Annotated in this window: 16 protein-coding genes; 8 read left to right on the forward strand and 8 right to left on the reverse strand. The window is 67.5% G+C overall.

The genetic code is table 11. The annotated features are described in order from the left end of the window. Nucleotides 1-8: 8 nt before the first annotated feature. Together mfd and FRZ44_RS12985 are read right to left on the reverse strand one after the other, a co-directional pair. Nucleotides 9-3,491: a transcription-repair coupling factor gene (gene mfd / locus FRZ44_RS12980; RefSeq protein WP_151177592.1), complete on the reverse strand. Its 3,483-nt coding sequence runs from the start codon at nucleotides 3,489-3,491 to the stop codon at nucleotides 9-11. Next, nucleotides 3,491-3,799, reverse strand: a complete 309-nt coding sequence (locus FRZ44_RS12985; RefSeq protein ID WP_151177593.1) for a succinate dehydrogenase assembly factor 2 — start codon at nucleotides 3,797-3,799, stop codon at nucleotides 3,491-3,493. The genes mfd and FRZ44_RS12985 overlap by 1 nt, the downstream gene beginning before the upstream one ends. Nucleotides 3,800-3,964: 165 nt before the next feature. On the opposite strand from FRZ44_RS12985, the gene recG reads away from it, so the two are divergent. Further along, nucleotides 3,965-6,046, forward strand: coding sequence for an ATP-dependent DNA helicase RecG (gene recG, locus FRZ44_RS12990; protein ID WP_151177594.1), 2,082 nt, complete (start codon nucleotides 3,965-3,967; stop codon nucleotides 6,044-6,046). Here the strand turns inward: recG and FRZ44_RS12995 are convergent. Next, nucleotides 6,043-6,933: a DMT family transporter gene (locus tag FRZ44_RS12995; protein WP_191908568.1), complete on the reverse strand. Its 891-nt coding sequence runs from the start codon at nucleotides 6,931-6,933 to the stop codon at nucleotides 6,043-6,045. The two genes, recG and FRZ44_RS12995, sit on opposite strands and share 4 nt — an antisense overlap. A 122-nt stretch (nucleotides 6,934-7,055) precedes the next feature. On the opposite strand from FRZ44_RS12995, the gene FRZ44_RS13000 reads away from it, so the two are divergent. The 4 genes from FRZ44_RS13000 (at nucleotide 7,056) to FRZ44_RS13015 (ending at nucleotide 9,938) form a co-directional block, all read left to right on the forward strand. Next, nucleotides 7,056-7,745 (forward strand): helix-turn-helix transcriptional regulator, encoded by a 690-nt coding sequence (locus FRZ44_RS13000; protein ID WP_151177596.1) that lies wholly within the window; start codon nucleotides 7,056-7,058, stop codon nucleotides 7,743-7,745. Between the two features lie 89 nt (nucleotides 7,746-7,834). Continuing rightward, entirely contained in the window at nucleotides 7,835-8,992 is a 1,158-nt protein-coding gene (locus FRZ44_RS13005; protein WP_151177597.1) for a cytochrome b/b6 domain-containing protein, read from the forward strand. A 5-nt stretch (nucleotides 8,993-8,997) separates the two neighbouring features. Continuing rightward, the gene (locus FRZ44_RS13010; RefSeq protein ID WP_151177598.1) at nucleotides 8,998-9,426 is read left to right on the forward strand and encodes a DUF1924 domain-containing protein; all 429 of its coding nucleotides are present in this window, start codon (nucleotides 8,998-9,000) and stop codon (nucleotides 9,424-9,426) included. 35 nt (nucleotides 9,427-9,461) lie between these two features. Further along, nucleotides 9,462-9,938, forward strand: a complete 477-nt coding sequence (locus tag FRZ44_RS13015) for a diheme cytochrome c (protein WP_191908569.1) — start codon at nucleotides 9,462-9,464, stop codon at nucleotides 9,936-9,938. Nucleotides 9,939-9,988: 50 nt separating this feature from the next. Here FRZ44_RS13015 and FRZ44_RS13020 read toward each other — a convergent pair whose 3' ends face one another. Next, a complete protein-coding gene (locus tag FRZ44_RS13020) occupies nucleotides 9,989-10,729 on the reverse strand; it encodes a DUF502 domain-containing protein (RefSeq protein WP_151177600.1) in 741 nt (246 codons plus the stop codon). 302 nt (nucleotides 10,730-11,031) lie between these two features. Between FRZ44_RS13020 and FRZ44_RS13025 the strand changes: the two genes are divergently transcribed. Then, nucleotides 11,032-12,078: a type III polyketide synthase gene (locus FRZ44_RS13025; RefSeq protein ID WP_225308670.1), complete on the forward strand. Its 1,047-nt coding sequence runs from the start codon at nucleotides 11,032-11,034 to the stop codon at nucleotides 12,076-12,078. Continuing rightward, entirely contained in the window at nucleotides 12,078-12,590 is a 513-nt protein-coding gene (locus FRZ44_RS13030; RefSeq protein ID WP_151177601.1) for an isoprenylcysteine carboxyl methyltransferase family protein, read from the forward strand. The genes FRZ44_RS13025 and FRZ44_RS13030 overlap by 1 nt, the downstream gene beginning before the upstream one ends. Here the strand turns inward: FRZ44_RS13030 and FRZ44_RS13035 are convergent. The 3 genes from FRZ44_RS13035 to FRZ44_RS13045 form a co-directional block, all read right to left on the reverse strand. Next, nucleotides 12,581-13,150 carry an NADPH-dependent FMN reductase gene (locus FRZ44_RS13035; RefSeq protein ID WP_151177602.1) on the reverse strand — a complete coding sequence of 190 codons (570 nt, stop codon included), beginning with the start codon at nucleotides 13,148-13,150 and terminating at the stop codon, nucleotides 12,581-12,583. The genes FRZ44_RS13030 and FRZ44_RS13035 overlap by 10 nt on opposite strands. A 123-nt stretch (nucleotides 13,151-13,273) precedes the next feature. Next, nucleotides 13,274-13,828, reverse strand: coding sequence for a Dps family protein (locus tag FRZ44_RS13040; RefSeq protein ID WP_151177603.1), 555 nt, complete (start codon nucleotides 13,826-13,828; stop codon nucleotides 13,274-13,276). Between the two features lie 121 nt (nucleotides 13,829-13,949). Then, nucleotides 13,950-14,609, reverse strand: coding sequence for a CC0125/CC1285 family lipoprotein (locus FRZ44_RS13045; RefSeq protein WP_151177604.1), 660 nt, complete (start codon nucleotides 14,607-14,609; stop codon nucleotides 13,950-13,952). 210 nt (nucleotides 14,610-14,819) lie between these two features. On the opposite strand from FRZ44_RS13045, the gene FRZ44_RS13050 reads away from it, so the two are divergent. Beyond that, nucleotides 14,820-15,299, forward strand: a complete 480-nt coding sequence (locus FRZ44_RS13050) for a c-type cytochrome (RefSeq protein WP_151177605.1) — start codon at nucleotides 14,820-14,822, stop codon at nucleotides 15,297-15,299. 77 nt (nucleotides 15,300-15,376) lie between these two features. On the opposite strand, the gene FRZ44_RS13055 is transcribed toward FRZ44_RS13050, so the two are convergent. Beyond that, a complete protein-coding gene (locus tag FRZ44_RS13055; protein WP_191908570.1) occupies nucleotides 15,377-16,498 on the reverse strand; it encodes a D-alanyl-D-alanine carboxypeptidase in 1,122 nt (373 codons plus the stop codon). Nucleotides 16,499-16,508 lie beyond the last annotated feature (10 nt).

Raw genomic sequence — 16,508 nt, forward strand, 5'->3', positions numbered from 1 at the left:
GCCTCGCCTTACGCCGCCATCTTGGCCAAATGGGCGAGCAGGCCCTGTACGCCCTGGACCCGCCGGTTCGGATCCTTCCATTCCTGGCGCCAGACCAGCTTATGGTCGGGCCGCACCGAAACCTCGTCCTGCTTGCGATTGATGAAGGCGATGAGCTCGGCCGGCTTGGCGAAGCGGTTGTTGCGGAAGGAGAGCACCACGCCCTTGGGGCCGGCATCGACCTTCTCGATCCCCGCCTGGCGGCAGAGCTGCTTGATGGCGATGATGCCCAGGAGATTCTCGACCTCGGGCGGCAGCGGCCCGAAGCGGTCGATGAGCTCGGCGCCGAAGGCGTCGATCTCGGTCTTGTCCACCAGCGTCGCGATGCGGCGATAGAGCCCCAGCCGCACGCCGAGATCGGCGACGTAGTTCTCCGGGATCAGCACCGGCATGCCGATGCTGATCTGCGGGGTCCATTCCTGCGCCGCCTTGGCCTGGCCGCGGGCTTCCTTGACGGCATCTTCCAGCATCTGCTGATAGAGCTCGACGCCGACCTCGCGGATATGGCCGGACTGCTCGTCGCCCAGCAGATTGCCGGCGCCGCGGATATCGAGATCGTGGCTGGCGAGCGTGAAGCCCGCGCCCAGCGTATCGAGCGTCTGCATCACCTGGAGCCGCTTGGCGGCGGTCGGGTTGAGCACGCGGCCCGGCGGCAGGGTCAGATAGGCATATCCCCGCTGCTTCGAGCGCCCGATGCGGCCGCGCAGCTGATAGAGCTGCGCCAGGCCGAACATATCGGAGCGGTGGATCACCATCGTGTTGGCGGTCGGGATGTCCAGCCCGCTCTCGATGATGTTGGTCGCGAGCAGCATGTCGTATTGCCGGTCGTAGAAGGCCGTCATCGCCTTCTCGAGGTGGGTTGGCGCCATGCGCCCATGCGCCATCACGAACTTGATCTCCGGCACCAGGTTGCGCAGCCGCTCGGCGACCTTGTCCAGATCCTCGATCCGCGGCACCACATAGAAGCTCTGCCCGCCGCGGAAATGCTCGCGCAGGATGGCCTCGCGGATCACCACCGGATCATAGGGCAGCACGAAGGTCCGCACCGCCAGCCGGTCGACCGGCGGGGTCGCGATCAGGCTCATCTCGCGCACGCCGGAGAGGGCGAGCTGCAAGGTGCGCGGGATCGGCGTCGCCGTCAGAGTCAGCACATGGACATCGGCGCGCAGTTCCTTGAGGCGCTCTTTCTGCGCCACGCCGAAATGCTGCTCCTCGTCGACGATCATCAGGCCCAGATTGGCGAACTCGACGCTCTTGGCCAGGAGCGAATGGGTCCCGACCACGATATCGACCTTGCCGGCCTTGATGTCGGCCTTGGTCTGGTTCGCATCCTTGGGCGTGACCAGGCGCGAGAGCTGCGCCACGCGCAGCGGCAGGCCGGCGAAGCGCTCGGTGAAGGTCTTGGTATGCTGCCGGCAGAGCAGCGTCGTCGGCGTCACTACCGCGACCTGATAGCCCGAGGCGGCGGCGATGAAGGCGGCGCGCAAGGCGACCTCGGTCTTGCCGAAGCCGACATCGCCGCAGACCAGGCGGTCCATCGGCCGGCCCGAGGCCAGATCGAGCGTGACTTCGTCGATCGCGCGCTGCTGGTCCTCGGTTTCCGCATAGGGGAAGCGGGCCGCGAACTCGTCATAGAGCCCCTCGGGCGGCGACAGGGTCACGCCCGGATGGACGGCGCGCGCGGCGGCCGTCTTGATGAGCTGGGCCGCGATCTCGCGCAGGCGCTGCTTGACCCGCGCCTTCCGGGCCTGCCAGCCGGCCCCGCCCAGCTTGTCGAGCGGCACCGGCAGATCCTCGGAGCCGAAGCGCGACAGCACGTCGATGTTCTCGACCGGCACATAAAGCTTGTCGCCGCCGTCATAGATGACCTTGAGGCAGTCATGAGGGGCGCCACCGATCTCGAGCGTCTCGATCCCTTCATAGCGGCCGACGCCATGCTCGACATGCACGACCAGGTCGCCATGCGAGAAATTGGCGAGCTCGGTCAGGAACTGGTCGGTCTTCTTGCGCCGCTGGGTCGGGCGCACCAGCCGGTCGCCGAGGATGTCCTGCTCGGCCAGCACCACCAGGTCCGGGGTCTCGAACCCATGCTCGAGACCCAGCACGGCGAAGGCGACGCGGTCGCGCGGCAGGCGGCGAACGCCGGCGAGATCGGCCACGCGCTCATGCTTCTCGAGGCCATGCTCGGCCAGCAGATGCTCCAGCCGGTCGCGGCTGCCTTCGCTCATGGCGGCGACCGCCACATGGCGGCGCGGCAGGCGCGCCTGTGCCAGATGCTCGACCACGGCGGCGAACAGCGTCGCGGGCGCGCTCGTGCGCACATCGGCGAAATCGCGGCCGGCCTTGCCGCCGGCATCCTGCCAGCCGGCCGCATCCTCCGGCATGGCGAAAGGCGTGAAGGCCGCGACCGGGCGGCTCTCCATCCAATCGTCCCAGTCGCTGGCATTGATGTAGAGGCGATCGGGCGGCAGCGGACGATAGGGCACGCCACCGGTTTCCTCGGCGCGCTCGAGCTGCCGGCGCGCCTGGTAGAAGTCGCGGATCATGTCGAGGCGGGCGTCGCGCGCCTCCTCGGCCTGGTGATCCAGTGTGATCAGGGCCTCGGGCAGGTAATCCGGCAGGGTCTCCATCGCGGGCAGGAACAGCGGCAGCCAATGCTCCATGCCGGCATAGAGGCGCCCGGCGCTGATCGCCTCATAGAGCGGATCGTCGCCGGCGACGCCGCCGAAGGCCGCGCGAAAGCCGGTGCGGAAACGTTCGATCGCCGCAGCATCGAGACGGGCCTCGCCGATCGGCTTGATCTCGAAGCTGGCAAGCTTGTCCTGGCTGCGCTGATTCAGGGGATCGAAGGCGCGCAGGCTCTCGATCGTGTCGCCGAAGAAATCCACGCGCAGAGGGGCTGGCGAAGCCGGCGGGAAGAGGTCGATGATGCCGCCGCGCACGGCGAACTCGCCGACCTCGTTGACCGTCTCGGCACGCAGATAGCCACGCGCGACCAGGAACTCGGTCAGGGCCTTGGGCTCCAGCGTGGCCCCCGGCTCCAGCCGCAGGGTCTGGCCCTCGAAGCTGCTGCGCGGCGGCAGGCGCTGCAGCAGGGCCGCCACCGTCGTCACCACCACGCGCGCCGGCGCGTCGGCGGCTCGCGGCAGGCGCAGCCGCGTCAGCGCATCGACGCGCCTGCCGACGATGTCGCGATGGGGCGAGACGCGGTCATAGGGCAGGCAGTCCCAGGCCGGGAAATCGACGATCTCGATCTCGGGATCGGCAAAGCGCAGCGCGTCGATCAGCCGGGCCATGCGCGCATCGTCGCGCGCGACATGCAGCAGCTCGCCGCCCGGCCTGGCGGCGCCCTTGCGCGCGCGTCGGGCCAAATCGGCGATGATGAGGGCGTCGAACCCCTCAGGCGCCCCGCCGACCGGGACCAGCCCTGCATGCTCCAATGAAATCGGCATCAATAGGTCTTGCGCTGTCCGGCAGCGGCGGCGCTGCCTTGTTCGATCCCGTCGGCCGCCCGGCGCAGGACGGCGCGCAGATCGGTATCCATGTCGGGAGGCGGTTCGGCTTGCCCGGTCAACCAGATCATCAAATTGGGGTCGCTCTCGTCGAGGAGCCGTTCATAGGCTGCCAGTTCGGTCTCGTTCATCGCGGCCAGATGGCGATCGGCGAAGGGGCCCAGCATCAGGTCCATCTCGCGCGTGCCCCGGCGCCAGCTGCGATAGCGCAACCGGCTTAAGCGCTGCGCTCGATCCTGATCGGACATTATTGTCTACTCCTCGGCTCGGGGCCGGCTACTCGTCCGGGTCGCGCGACGCTAGGATATAGCGAGCGAATCTCCTCCTGTCAGCCCGCAGAACCCGCCAAAATCGCCGCACAACCCGGCCCCGTGGGGCCGGCCCGGCAATAGCCACAAATCCACCGAGGACAATTGCGCCCCGAAATCCTCTTTCCCCTGTTCGCCCCGGTCACATCCCTGCCGGGCGTGGGCCCACGGATCGGCAAGCTGATCGAGCAGCTGGCCGGGCCCCGGGTGGTGGATCTCTGCTGGCATCTGCCGAGCGGACTGGTGGATCGGCGCTTCTCGCCGGCCCTCGCCGAGGCGCCCGAGGGCGCCATCATCACCGTGGCGGTGACCGTGGACCGGCATGAGAAGCCGCGCACCCCGCGCCTGCCCTACCGGGTCCGCTGCCATGACGCGACCGGCAGCCTGACCCTGGTCTTCTTCAACGCCAAGTCCGACTGGCTGGAAAAGACCCTGCCGATCGGCGAAACCCGGGTGGTGAGCGGCCGGGTCGAGCGGTACCAGGGCGAGCTGCAGATGGCCCATCCGGACCATGTGGTGCCCGAAGCGGAGGCCGAGACCGTGCGGCGGGTCGAGCCAGTCTATCCGCTGACGGCGGGGCTGACGCCGCGGCTCCTGGCCAAGGCAATCCGCGCCGCGGTCGATCGCGCGCCCGAGCTCCCCGAATGGATTGACGCCGACTATCTGAAGCGGCAGGGCTGGGCCAGTTGGCGCAGCAGCCTGACCACGGCCCACAGCCCGGGGGAGCTGGCCGATCTCGAGCCGTCGACCCTGGCTCGCCAGCGGCTCGCCTTCGACGAGCTGCTGGCGAGCCAGCTCGCCCTGGCGTTGGTGCGCGCACGGCAACGAAAACTCGTCGGCCGGCGGCTCAAGGGCGACGGTGCCATCCGCGCCCGGATCGCGAAGGCACTCCCCTTCTCCCTCACCGGATCGCAGAAGACGGCGATCCAGGAAATCGAAGCCGACATGGCGGGGCCGGCGCCGATGCTGCGGCTGCTCCAAGGCGATGTCGGCAGCGGCAAGACCGTCGTGGCGCTGATGGCGATGGCGATCGCCGTCGAAGCGGGCGCGCAAGCCGCGCTCCTGGCGCCGACCGAGATCCTCGCGCGCCAGCATCTGGCCACCATTTCGCCGCTGGCCGAAGCCGCAGGGCTGCGCGTCGGGCTGCTGACGGGTCGCGACCGTGCCAAGGCACGCGCCGACACGCTGGCGGGTCTTGCCGACGGTTCGATCCCGATCGTGGTCGGCACCCATGCGCTGGTCCAGGAGGATGTCGAGTTCCGCGACCTGGGCCTGGCGGTGATCGACGAGCAGCATCGCTTCGGCGTGCATCAAAGGCTGCTGCTGGCCGAAAAAGGCAAAGGCGCGGACGTGCTGGTGATGACGGCGACACCGATCCCGCGCACGCTGATGCTGACCGCCTATGGCGATCTCGATGTCTCGCGCTTGACCGAGAAGCCGGCGGGGCGCCAGCCGATCGACACACGCGCCGTGCCGCTCGACCGCATCGAGGAGGTGGTGGCCGCGGTCGGGCGCGGCATCGCCGACGGCGCGCGGGCCTATTGGATCTGTCCGCTGGTCGAAGAATCCGAGGCGGTCGATCTCGCCAATGCCGAGGCGCGCTTCGCCGATCTGTCACAACGGTTGCCGGTGCGGGTCGGGCTGGTGCATGGCCAGCAAAAGACCGCCGAGCGCGACGCCGCCATGACGGCTTTCTCGCGCGGCGACATCGACATTCTTGTGGCCACCACCGTGGTCGAGGTCGGCGTCGACGTGCCGGCCGCGACCATCATGGTGATCGAGCATGCGGAGCGGTTCGGCCTGGCGCAGCTTCATCAGCTGCGCGGGCGCATCGGCCGCGGCGCCAAGCGCTCGACCTGTCTCCTGCTCTACCAGGCGCCGCTGGGCGAGACGGCCAAGGCGCGCCTCAAGATCCTCCGCGAAACCGACGACGGCTTCCGCATTGCGGAGGAGGATCTGCGGCTGCGCGGTGCCGGCGAATTGTTGGGCACGCGGCAGAGCGGCCTGCCCGACTTCAAGCTGGCGAACATCGCCCAGCATGGTGAGCTCCTCGCCGCCGCGCGCGACGATGCGCGCCTCATCCTCGAACGCGACCCCGACCTCGCCGCCGCGCGCGGCCAGGCCCTGCGGGTGCTGCTCTATCTCTTCGAGCGCGACGCGGTGGTGAAGACGGTGCGCTCGGGCTAAGGCGAGTCCGTTTGTGCCAAGACGGCAGAGCGCCGGTCGCCCAACAGATGGCCCAGCACCGCCAGCATCACGATGGCGCCGCCCATCAATGTCAGGGTCGGCGGGATCTCGTTGAAAGCGAGCCAGACCCAGACCGGGGCCAGCGGCGCATCGAGCGCGCCGATGAGGGCGCCCTGGGCCGCTGGCAGCATCTTCGTGCCCCAGGTGATGAGCAGCAGCCCGATCCCGTTCTGCAGCACGCCGAAGAGCGCCAGATGCCAAATGTCGATGGAGCCGACCCCGCCTGGCGTCGCGAAGGGCAGCACCAGCAAGGCCGTCAGCAAAGGTGACAGGCCTGCCGCGGCGGTCATCGGGCGATCCCCATGGCGGCGCAGCACGACCATCATCAGGGACAGCGACAGCGTCATCGCCAGGGCGAACAGATCGCCCAGCATGTTGCCCAACCGGAAGGCGCCCCCCATCATGACGACGACCCCGACGAAGGCAATGGCGCTGGCGATCAAGGTGCCGCGCGACGGCCGCTCTCGCAGCCAGAGCCAGGCGATGCCGGCGGTCACGAAGGGTGCAGCCGCATAGACGATGGCGACATCGGCGACGCTGGTATGGCGGAAGGCATGGATGAAGAAGATCATGCCGCTGCTCGACAGCGCGGTGACGGAAAGGCCCGGGAGCCCCATCGCCGGGATCGACCGCCAGGCGTCGGCGCCATGCTGCCAGACCAGCACGCCCATGACGAAGAGCCCGGCGAAAATCCCGCGCCAGAATAGCAGGGTCCAGACATCGACGGGGATCAGGCGGGTGAAATAGCCGGCGGTGCTGAACGCCACCGCCGAGCCCACCAGCAGCAGGATTCCCAGCCCCTCCTGGCCCCGGCGGGTCTCGCCCATGACGTCGGTCCTCTGCGCTTCTGCGACTCTCATGGTGAGAACCTAGCGGCCGCCTCCTGACAGCGTGCTGTCAGGAGCATTCGCGGTAGAATGAGTGCGAGGCCAGAGGGAGGGGCCTTGCGATGCGGCGCGCCGACCGGCTGTTCGACATCATCCAGGCATTGCGCGGGGCCAAGGGCCCGATGACCGCTTCCGATCTGGCGGAGCGGCTGGAAGTGACGCCGCGCACGGTCTATCGCGACATCGCCACGCTGCAGGCACGCCAGGTGCCGATCGAGGGCGCGGCGGGGCTGGGCTATCTGCTGCGCCAGGGCTACGACCTGCCGCCCCTGATGTTCACGGCCGAAGAAATCGAGGCGATCCTGGTGGGAGCGCTCCTGACAAGGCGCACCGGGGATCCGGGCCTCAAAGCGGCGGCTGACAGCGTGCTCTCGAAAATCACGGCGGTGCTGCCGTCCGCCCTGCAGGATCAGATGGCCTCGCCCAGCTTCTTCGTCTCCGAGCATGGCGCCAGCGCGCCCGCCATCGCGGACATGGCCCTGATCCGCCGCGCCATCCGCAATCGCAACAAGCTGCAGATCGACTATCTCGACCGCGAGGGCGAGCCGACGACGCGCCGGATCTGGCCGATCGCGGTCGCCTATTTCGTCGAGGTCACGCTGGTCTGCGCCTGGTGCGAGCTGCGCCAGGACTACCGCCATTTCCGCGCCGACCGGATCCAGTCGCTCAAGGTCAGCGAGGAAACCTTCTCGACCGACGGCGGCCGGCTGCTGAAGGATTGGCCGGAATGGTTCCGGGTGACGAAGGGCTGAAGCGGGAGCTTTCGACAGGTTCCTGTCAGGTGCCGGCCGCTAGGGTTGTCGCGCCACCGCCTTGATAGGAGAGGCAGCGAAGCAGCGGAATGACCTCGGTTTCAAACGAGAGCCCGATCGCCGACGGATCGCGTGAGCCCGCCCGGGTCATCGTCTGGGACCCCTTCATCCGGCTGTTTCATTGGCTTCTGGTGGCCGCCGTCGCGATGGCGATCATCACGAGCCTGATCCTGCCGATCACCTGGCTGGGCTGGCATCTGGCCGCCGGCATTGCCGCCCTGGTCCTGGTGGCGGCGAGAATCGTCTGGGGCTTGCTGGGCTCGACCTTCGCCCGCTTCTCCAGCTTCGTGGCGGCGCCAGGCGACTTGCTCCACCATCTGCGCGAATTGCAGCAGGGCGTCGCCCGTCGCCACCGCGGGCACAATCCGCTGGGCGGGGCCATGATCCTTGCCTTGATCGCGATCATCGTCGCGATCGGCGTCACCGGGACGATCGCGCTGGGTGGCGCCCTGAAGATCGGTCCCCTTGCCTTCGCCGTCGATTACACCGGGGGTCGGACCGCATGGGTGGTCCATCAATGGCTGGCCTATGGCCTGCTCGGCTTGATCGCCCTCCATATCGGCGGCGCCCTCTATGAGAGTCGCCGGACCCGGGAGAATCTCGTGCGCGCGATGATCGACGGCCGCAAGGAGGTGCGGCGTGCCGACATCGCGGCACCTCCGCGCGAGTCCAGCCCCGGCCTCGCGACCGTCATCGTCGCGATCCTCTTTGTCGGCATCGTGCCCGCCGTCATCGTCATGATGCGGTGGCCGGCGGCCGGAGTTCCCGAGCACCCCCTCGACAAGGTCTACGCGCAGGAATGCGGCGCCTGCCATGTCGCCTATCACCCGAGCCTGCTGCCCGCGGCGACCTGGAACGCGATCATGGACGGGCTGGCGCGGCATTTCGGCGAGGATGCCGAGCTCGATCCCGCGAAGGCACAAGCGATCCGCACCTATCTTCTCGCCAACGCGGCCGAGCATTACGACACGCTGGCGGCCCATGTCTTTACGCAACCCGACCCTGCCGACCCGCTGCGAATAACGGCAACAGCCTTCTGGACGCGCCGTCATGCCTCTCTGCCGCCGCAGGTCTTTTCCTCCAAACCGGTCGGCGGCAGAGGCCAATGCGACGCCTGCCACCAGGACGCGGCGTCGGGGCGTTTCAATCCCCTCGCGATCCTCGTCCCCCAGCAACCCCCGCCGTGAGGCCCATGAAACCGTTCTTCTCTCTCGCCTTGAGCGTGATCGCCGTTTCCCTCCTGTCGACCCTCGGCGCCATCGCCGCCGTCGGCCCGGGACAGCAGGCCGTGATCGACCACTATGCCGCTGCCGCCAAGGCAAGCGACCCCGCCTTCAAGGGATTCTCCGCCGATCGCGGCAAGGCCTTCTTCCTGGCCAAGCACAGCGCCAACCCCGATACGCCCTCCTGCTCCACCTGCCATACCACCGACCCGAAGCAGATGGGGCAGACGCGCGTCGGCAAGGCCATCGATCCGATGGCGGTGTCGGTCAGCCCGCAGCGTTTCACCGATCTCGACAAGGTCGAGCTCTGGTTCCGGCGCAACTGCAACACCGTCCTGGGTCGGGAATGCACCGCGCAGGAGAAAGGCGACTACGTCACCTTCCTGGCGACCCAATGAGAGCGCAGCGACACCGAGCGACAGGGAGACGGCCCATGGTCCGGCATTTGTTTCTGGGTACGACGCTGGCGGCACTCGTCGCGGCGGTCGCGCTCGCCAGCGCCTGGGCCGACAGCGCCGGCGGTATCGTGCCGATCGCCGTCTCGGCCAGCGCCCAGGAGACCTTCAACAAGCAGTGCGGCGCTTGCCACATGGCTTATCCGCCGGTGTTCCTGCCCGCCCGGTCCTGGAAAGCCATCACCAGCGATCTCGCGCATCATTTCGGCGAGGATGCCAGCCTCGACAAGGCGACGACGAAGATCATCGCCGACTACCTCATGGCGAATGCGGCCGACCGCGCGCCGGGCGTACCGGCCGGGGTGCTCCGCGGGATCCGGCCCGACGACGTGCCCCTGCGAATTACCGACACGCCCTTTTGGAACAGCGTGCATGGGAACATTCCCGCGGCGGTGATCGCGCGCCCCGAGGTCAAGACCAAGAGCAACTGCCTCGGCTGCCATTCGGGCAACTGAGCCCGATCGCAGGATGGAGGGCCTGGGCGGACGACCCGGGAGAGGTTCCGTCAGCGGCCGCCGAAGCCGCGCGAGCCCGCCACGGCTTGAACCTTGGTGAGGTCGGGCACGCGCCGGTCCGGCGGCGAGACGATGCCGCCCGAGACGACCATCTTGATCCCTTCCTCGACCGTCATGCCGAGGCGAACGAGCTCGCGATCCGGCAGGAACAGCAGGAAGCCGCTGGTCGGGTTGGGCGTGGTCGGCACGAAAACGCTGGCGAGCGCGCCGCCGCCCAGATCCTGGATCTCGCCCTCGGGCGTCCCGGTGATGAAGCCCAGCGCCCAGACCCCTTTGCGCGGATACTCCACCAGCACCACCTCGCGGAAGGCCTGCGATTTCTGCGACAGCACGGTCTCGAAGATCTGCTTCAGCGCGTTATAGACGCCGCGCACCACTGGCGTGCGGTTGAGGAGCCGGTCGGAGCCGCGAACCAGCATGCGGCCGACCAGGTTCGCGGTCAGCGCGCCGATCAGCGTCAGCCCGACCAGCAGGATGAGCAGGCCGATGCCGGGAACGCTGAAGGGGAGATAATTCTCCGGATTGTAAGTGGCGGGGATCAGCGGAATGACCGCGCCATCCACCCAATGGATCAGGGCCCAGGCCAGATAGACGGTGATGCTGATCGGCGCCGTGATCAGGATTCCGGCGAAGAAATAAGCGCGCAGGCGCAGGATCAGACCGCCGACGATCGAAACCCGGGCGGGTCTTGTCCTGCTTTGCTCGCTGTTGTTCAGGTCTGCCACATTCACCACCGGCGCTTTGCCGCATGGCCGTCACGCACATGGCGGGCCGGCCATCGGTCCCTCGGCGTCATCGTCTTTCAACGCCAGAATTCCTTACCAATCCGTACGACGTTCCCGGAAAAGTGATCGGCTGTTGATTTGCCGCCTTCCCGCGCGGCGTCCAACTCTCGGATATCGTCCGCGCTCCTTCACATGCCCTTGATTCGGCATGGCCCGCAGCGCCGGCCTCGCACCTCAAAGGCCCTCCCTTGGAACTTGCACCTCCGCGTACCTTCATCCGGCCGCAGCCGTTCGCCCAATCGAGCCCCGTGCCGCCCGTCGCACGCTTGCGCGGCCTCACCACCGCCGTGCCGTCCCACGCGCTGCCGCAGGAGGATGTCATGGCGGCGGCCGGCCATTTGTTCGACCGGCCGCCCGCCGAGCTGGATCGGCTGATGCCGGCCTATAGCAATGCGGGCATCGCGCGGCGGCATTCCTGCGTGCCGCTCGACTGGTATTTCGCGCGCCATGGCTGGCATGAGCGGACGGCGCTGTTCGTCGAGCATGCGCCGGCCTTGCTGGCCGACGCCACCGAACGCTGCCTCGCCAGCGCCGGCATGGCCTGGGAGCAGATCGACGCGATCGTCACGGTGTCCTCCACCGGCATCGCCACCCCCAGCCTCGACGCGCTCCTGATGGAACGGCTGCCCTTCCGGCGCGATGTGATGCGCCTTCCGGTCTTCGGGCTCGGATGCGCCGGCGGCGTGCTGGGATTCTCCCGTGCCGCCGAGCTCGCCCGCGCCGCCCCCGGCCGGAATGTGCTGCTGCTGGTGGTCGAGCTCTGCGCCCTCACCTTCCGGCGCGGCGACAATTCGAAGAGCAACGTGATCGCGACTGCCCTCTTCGGTGACGGCGCCGCCGCCGCCCTGATCTCCTGCGACGGCGACGGACCCGCCCTGGGGCCTGCCGGCGAATATACCTGGCCCGGCACGCTCGATGTCATGGGCTGGCATGTCGAGGAGGACGGGCTGGGCGTGCTGTTCTCGCGCGATATCCCGACCCTGGTCCGGACACAGTTCCGCCCCGCCATGCTCGGCTTTCTCGCGCGCCACGGCATCGCACCCGCCGAGATCGAGCGCTATGTCTGCCATCCGGGCGGCGCCAAGGTGATCGAGGCGCTCGAGGATGCCCTGGCGCTGGAACCGGGCAGCATGACCGAGGCCCGCGACATACTGCGCCTCTATGGCAACATGTCGGCGCCGACCGCCCTGTTCGTGCTCGAGCGCATGCTGGCGACGCGGGCAGAGGGGCCCTGGCTGATGACCGCGCTGGGGCCGGGCTTCACGGCGGCCTTCCAGCTTCTGGGGTCCCGCTGATGGCGTTCACGCTGGTCTTCGGCTATCTGGTCGCGGCCAGGCTGATCGAGCTGCTGCTGGCCAATGCCAACAGCCGGCGGCTGCTGGCGGCCGGCGCCGTCGAGCATGGGCGCAATCACTATCCCCTGATCGTGGCACTGCATGCACTCTGGATCCTGTCGCTCTGGATCTTCGTGCCGCATGACACGACGCCCGAGCCGATCCTGCTCGGCGCCTTCGCGTTGCTGCAACTGGCCCGGATCTGGATCATCGCGACGCTGGGGCGTTACTGGACGACGCGCATCATCTCGCTGCCGGGGGCGCCGCTGGTTCGCCGCGGCCCCTACCGCTTCGTCCGCCATCCCAACTATCTGGTCGTGGCGCTCGAGATCCCGGTCCTGTCGGGCGCGCTCCACGCCTGGGGACTGGCGCTCATCTTCGGCCTCGCCAATCTCGCGATCCTCTATTGGCGCATCCGCACCGAGAACCAGGCGCTGGCGCCCCGCCGCTCCTTAGAGATGCGTCAGGCCTGAAGCTTCGCGCCGGCCTGGAACTTGCGCACGAAGACCACGAAGTTCTGCAGCTGTTTGGCGATGATCTCCCGGGTGGGCGCATCGGTCAGCTCGCCCGTGGCGGGGTCGATCTTGTGCTGCGCCTGCGCCACCATCACCTCCGGCAGATTCATCACCGCCGCATCGAGGAAGACCATCGTCTGGCGCAGATGATATTGCGCGCGGGCGCCGCCCAGCAGGCTGGTGGACGCCGTCTGGATCAGCACCGGCTTGCCGGCAAAGGGCTTGTCGGGCAGGCGCGACAGCCAGTCGATCGCATTCTTGAGGCCGCCCGGGACCGAATAGTTATATTCCGGCGTCACGATGACGATGCCGTCCGCGACCTTGATGGCGCGGCCCAGGCTCGTGACTGCTTCCGGAAATCCGCCCGCCTGGATATCGGCGTCGTAGAACGGCAACTGGTTCACTGGCACCAGCGTCTCGAACGAGACACCCGAAGGCGCCAACCCCGGCAACGCCCGCGCGATTGCCGCGTTGAAGGAGCCTTTGCGCAGGCTGCCCAGCAGAATGGTAAGTTTCATTTTCGATCTTTCTCCCTGGCGTCGCCGGCAAGCGCCAGTGAGCGCCCAGCGAAACGCCCGCGGACCTCGTGGGCCCGCGGGCGCTCCATCAAGTCATGGGCGATGCCGCTCCGTCGAGCGGAATCAGTGCCCGCCGGATCCGGCGGGACGGCCGGCTTCGAACAGAAACCAGATGCGCTTTTCGGTCTGATCGATCCAGTTCTCGAGCAGGCTCGCCGTCGCCACATCCTCGGCGTCGTCGCAGAGGTCGTGGACCGCGCGCATGCTGGCGACCAGCGCCAAATTGTCCTCGCGCAACTCGGCCAGCATCCCGGACGGATCGACAAAGTCCGCGTTGTTGTCCTTCAGGCGCTGCAACCGCGCGATATGGCCGATCGAACGGATGGTCGTGCCGCCGATCTTGCGCACGCGCTCCGCGATGTCGTCGGTCATCCCGTAGATCTCGGTTCCCTGGTCGTCCAGCAGCAGATGGTAGTCCCGGAAATGCGGGCCGCTCACATGCCAATGAAAATTCTTGGTCTTGAGGTAAAGGACGAAAACGTCCGCGAGCAGCGCGTTGAGCCCGCCGCTGATGTCCCGAATCTCGTTCGACCCAAAGCTCGTGGGCGTCGCCAACGGCGCCTTCCGACGCGTCGCCGCATCAGGCCCCTTGGTCGCCGTATCCTTGGCTTTCGCCATATCAGTCTCCTTGTTCTCTGTTTGACGCAATTTCACTTCAACGCAACGCGACGGGCGTCAACTGGTTCCGTCCCGCTCTGCTGATTTCGACCCCGACCCCATCCCTGGCGCTCATCCACCGTCAGGGGTAGGTGGCCTGGCCATATTTCTTTGCCATGTCGTCCATGACGGCGTCGATGCTCTGCGCCTGATCCGCGCTTGTCTTGAAGAATTTCACTTCCAAACGCGAATTCACCCGCATGCTGGTCGTCGTTCGTTCGTAATAGTCGCCGGGGCCGTAATAATCATAGGGATAATCCCCGGGAAACCAGGGAACCGGCCCGAACCCGCCCGGGTAGCGCCGGTAGCCGTAGCCATAGAAGCCGTATCCGTAGAACCCCGGCTGGTAGCTGCGCTGGACGTTCGTATTCACATCGGTGTCGGTATGCTCGTCGACGAGCTTCAGCGCCGCGAACCCCTTCTCGCGCCCGAGCTGGGCGGCACGCCAGAAAGCCAGGTCGTGGGCCTTGGTCTTCGCCGCCACGATATCCGCATCGCGGTCGGAACGGCTGGCCGAGACCTTGAGCCGCGGCGTGAGGTAGCTGACCTGGTACCGGTCCGCCTCCAGCATCACCTCGGAGTAGCCGTAATTGCCGTTCGCGCCGATCGCGACCATGGCCGGCTTGGGTGGCGACGGCGTGCTGCAGGCGCCGAGCACCAGGGCGATGAGCGCGAACGCCGTCATGCCCGGACGCGGCAGGGCGTCCGCCAGGGCGCGCGAAGCATGACGGAGGGGCGACATCGGGATCACGGGCGATAACATATTCGTGAGGCGACGGATGAGCACGCTCCTGTAACCCGTTATCGGCGCATGCGAGCGAGGGGACGACATGGGTTACCCTTTGGTGCCTACTAGGTCGCGTGCAGGCGATCGTCTACCCTCGCTCGGGCACGCCTCCATCGGAGCGAGCAGCGTTTTCATAGGTTCTCATCCACAGAGGAGAGTTTGTGCATGAGCCGGAAGTCTTGGATCGCCTTCGGCGCCGCCGCCATCGTTTCCATCGGTATCGGTGTTGTCCAGAGCACCCATAGCATCGCCGATTCCCCCGTCATCGCGCAGCGCCGGGCGCTCATGAAGGAGATGGGCAAGCAGATGGGGATCATCAACGACTTCCTGGAAAAAGGCACAGGAACCGCCGCGGACGCGACGGCCGCCATCAACCTGATCCAGGCGGATTCCTCGAAAATCCCCGACCTGTTCCCGCAAGGTACCAGTCTCAACGACAATGTCGGCGAGACCGGCGCCAAGCCCGACATCTGGGCCAATTTCGCGGATTTCAAACAGCATGCCGAGCATCTGGGCGAGCTGGCGACCGCGACCGCAGCGACGATCCCGGCCGGCGAGAAGACGGCCATCTCGGACGCCTTCGCCAATATGGGCAAGGATGGCTGCGGGGCCTGCCACCAGACCTATCGACAGAAGCTCAACTGAGCGCCGGCCTGTCGCAACCTTTCGAGAAGCGACGAGAAATCAGGGCCTGCCCGCGCGAGGGCGGGCCCGTTCTCCGGTCAGCGCCATAACGCGGACGGGCTGTTCAGCACGTCCGGATTGAGGGCCAGGCAGTAGCCACCGTCGGCCTGCATTTTCCGGCAGGCCGCCTTGGCCTCGTCCTGTCCCAGCCCCACCACGAGCGCCGCCCAGCGATAGGTGCCTTCCTGCTGGCGCCGGATGATCGCCGGCTGGCCATGTTTGAGAACCGCCTGCAGGGCCTTGCGGGCCTGGTCCACCGTATTGCGCGCCTTCGCCTGATCCGCGAAAGCCCCGAAGATCACGGCCCATCCGGGCAGCTTGCCGGTGCCGCCTTCGAGCGAGGCGCTGGGCAAGGTGCTGCATTCGGCCGAGGAGAGCTGGCGCGGCGCATCCTGGTTGTCGCCGTCCGGCATGGCGGTCAGCTCGGGAAATGATGGCAGCACGGGGGTGTGGAATCCGGAATCGAGCAGCCGCGCCATCTCGCCGTTGCGCTCGCCGCTGGAGCGACCGCCCAGTACCACCCCGATAAGCCGCCGCCCCTCCCTCAAGGCCGATCCGACCAGATTGTAGCCCGAGGCACAGGTGAAGCCGGTCTTCAGCCCGTCGGCCCCCTGATAGGCGCTGAGCAGGCCGTTATAGGTGGTCAGGGTGCGGCCCCCCCATTGCAGGCTGGTGCTGGCGAAAATCGGATAGCGCTCGGGGAAATCCGTCATCAGCGCCCGGGCCAGGATCGCCATGTCGCGCGCCGTCGTCACCTGGCCGTCGTCGGGCAGGCCGGTCGCGTTGTGGAACACCGTCCGGGTCATGCCGAGCTCGCGCGCCTTCAGGGTCATCATGATGGCGAAGGCGTCCTCGGTGCCGGCGATCCGCTCGCCAAGCAGGACGGCGGCATCGTTGGCCGAGCGGACGATCACCGCCTTGATCGCCTGGGCGACCGTGATGGTCTTGCCCTCGCGCAGGCCCAACTTGGTTTCAGGCTGGGCGGCGGCAGTCGGCGAGACCAGGAGGGCTTCGTCGACGGAAATCTGACCGCTCTCCAGCGCCGTAAAGGCCAGATAGATGGTCATCAGCTTGGTCAGGGAGGCCGGGTGCCAGATCCGGGTCGCGTCGACCTGCTGGATCACCTGGCCGGTGCCGGCATCCACCACGATGCTGGCCATGCGGTCGGCG

Origin of the sequence: Hypericibacter terrae (assembly GCF_008728855.1) — a bacterium.
In the GTDB taxonomy this organism is placed as follows: domain Bacteria; phylum Pseudomonadota; class Alphaproteobacteria; order Dongiales; family Dongiaceae; genus Hypericibacter; species Hypericibacter terrae.

Excerpts from the sequence above, each read along its gene's own strand:
- FRZ44_RS13000 (WP_151177596.1), top strand. The coding sequence starts at position 7,056 with ATGCGGCGCGCCGACCGGCTGTTCGACATCATCCAGGCATTGCGCGGG.
- FRZ44_RS13030 (WP_151177601.1), top strand. The coding sequence starts at position 12,078 with ATGGCGTTCACGCTGGTCTTCGGCTATCTGGTCGCGGCCAGGCTGATC.
- FRZ44_RS13005 (WP_151177597.1), top strand. The coding sequence starts at position 7,835 with ATGACCTCGGTTTCAAACGAGAGCCCGATCGCCGACGGATCGCGTGAG.
- FRZ44_RS13010 (WP_151177598.1), top strand. The coding sequence starts at position 8,998 with ATGAAACCGTTCTTCTCTCTCGCCTTGAGCGTGATCGCCGTTTCCCTC.
- FRZ44_RS13045 (WP_151177604.1), bottom strand. The coding sequence starts at position 14,609 with ATGTCGCCCCTCCGTCATGCTTCGCGCGCCCTGGCGGACGCCCTGCCG.
- FRZ44_RS13040 (WP_151177603.1), bottom strand. The coding sequence starts at position 13,828 with ATGGCGAAAGCCAAGGATACGGCGACCAAGGGGCCTGATGCGGCGACG.
- FRZ44_RS13055 (WP_191908570.1), bottom strand. The coding sequence starts at position 16,498 with ATGGCCAGCATCGTGGTGGATGCCGGCACCGGCCAGGTGATCCAGCAG.
- FRZ44_RS12995 (WP_191908568.1), bottom strand. The coding sequence starts at position 6,933 with ATGGGCGAGACCCGCCGGGGCCAGGAGGGGCTGGGAATCCTGCTGCTG.
- FRZ44_RS12985 (WP_151177593.1), bottom strand. The coding sequence starts at position 3,799 with ATGTCCGATCAGGATCGAGCGCAGCGCTTAAGCCGGTTGCGCTATCGC.
- FRZ44_RS13015 (WP_191908569.1), top strand. The coding sequence starts at position 9,462 with ATGGTCCGGCATTTGTTTCTGGGTACGACGCTGGCGGCACTCGTCGCG.
- FRZ44_RS13035 (WP_151177602.1), bottom strand. The coding sequence starts at position 13,150 with ATGAAACTTACCATTCTGCTGGGCAGCCTGCGCAAAGGCTCCTTCAAC.
- FRZ44_RS13050 (WP_151177605.1), top strand. The coding sequence starts at position 14,820 with ATGAGCCGGAAGTCTTGGATCGCCTTCGGCGCCGCCGCCATCGTTTCC.
- mfd (WP_151177592.1), bottom strand. The coding sequence starts at position 3,491 with ATGCCGATTTCATTGGAGCATGCAGGGCTGGTCCCGGTCGGCGGGGCG.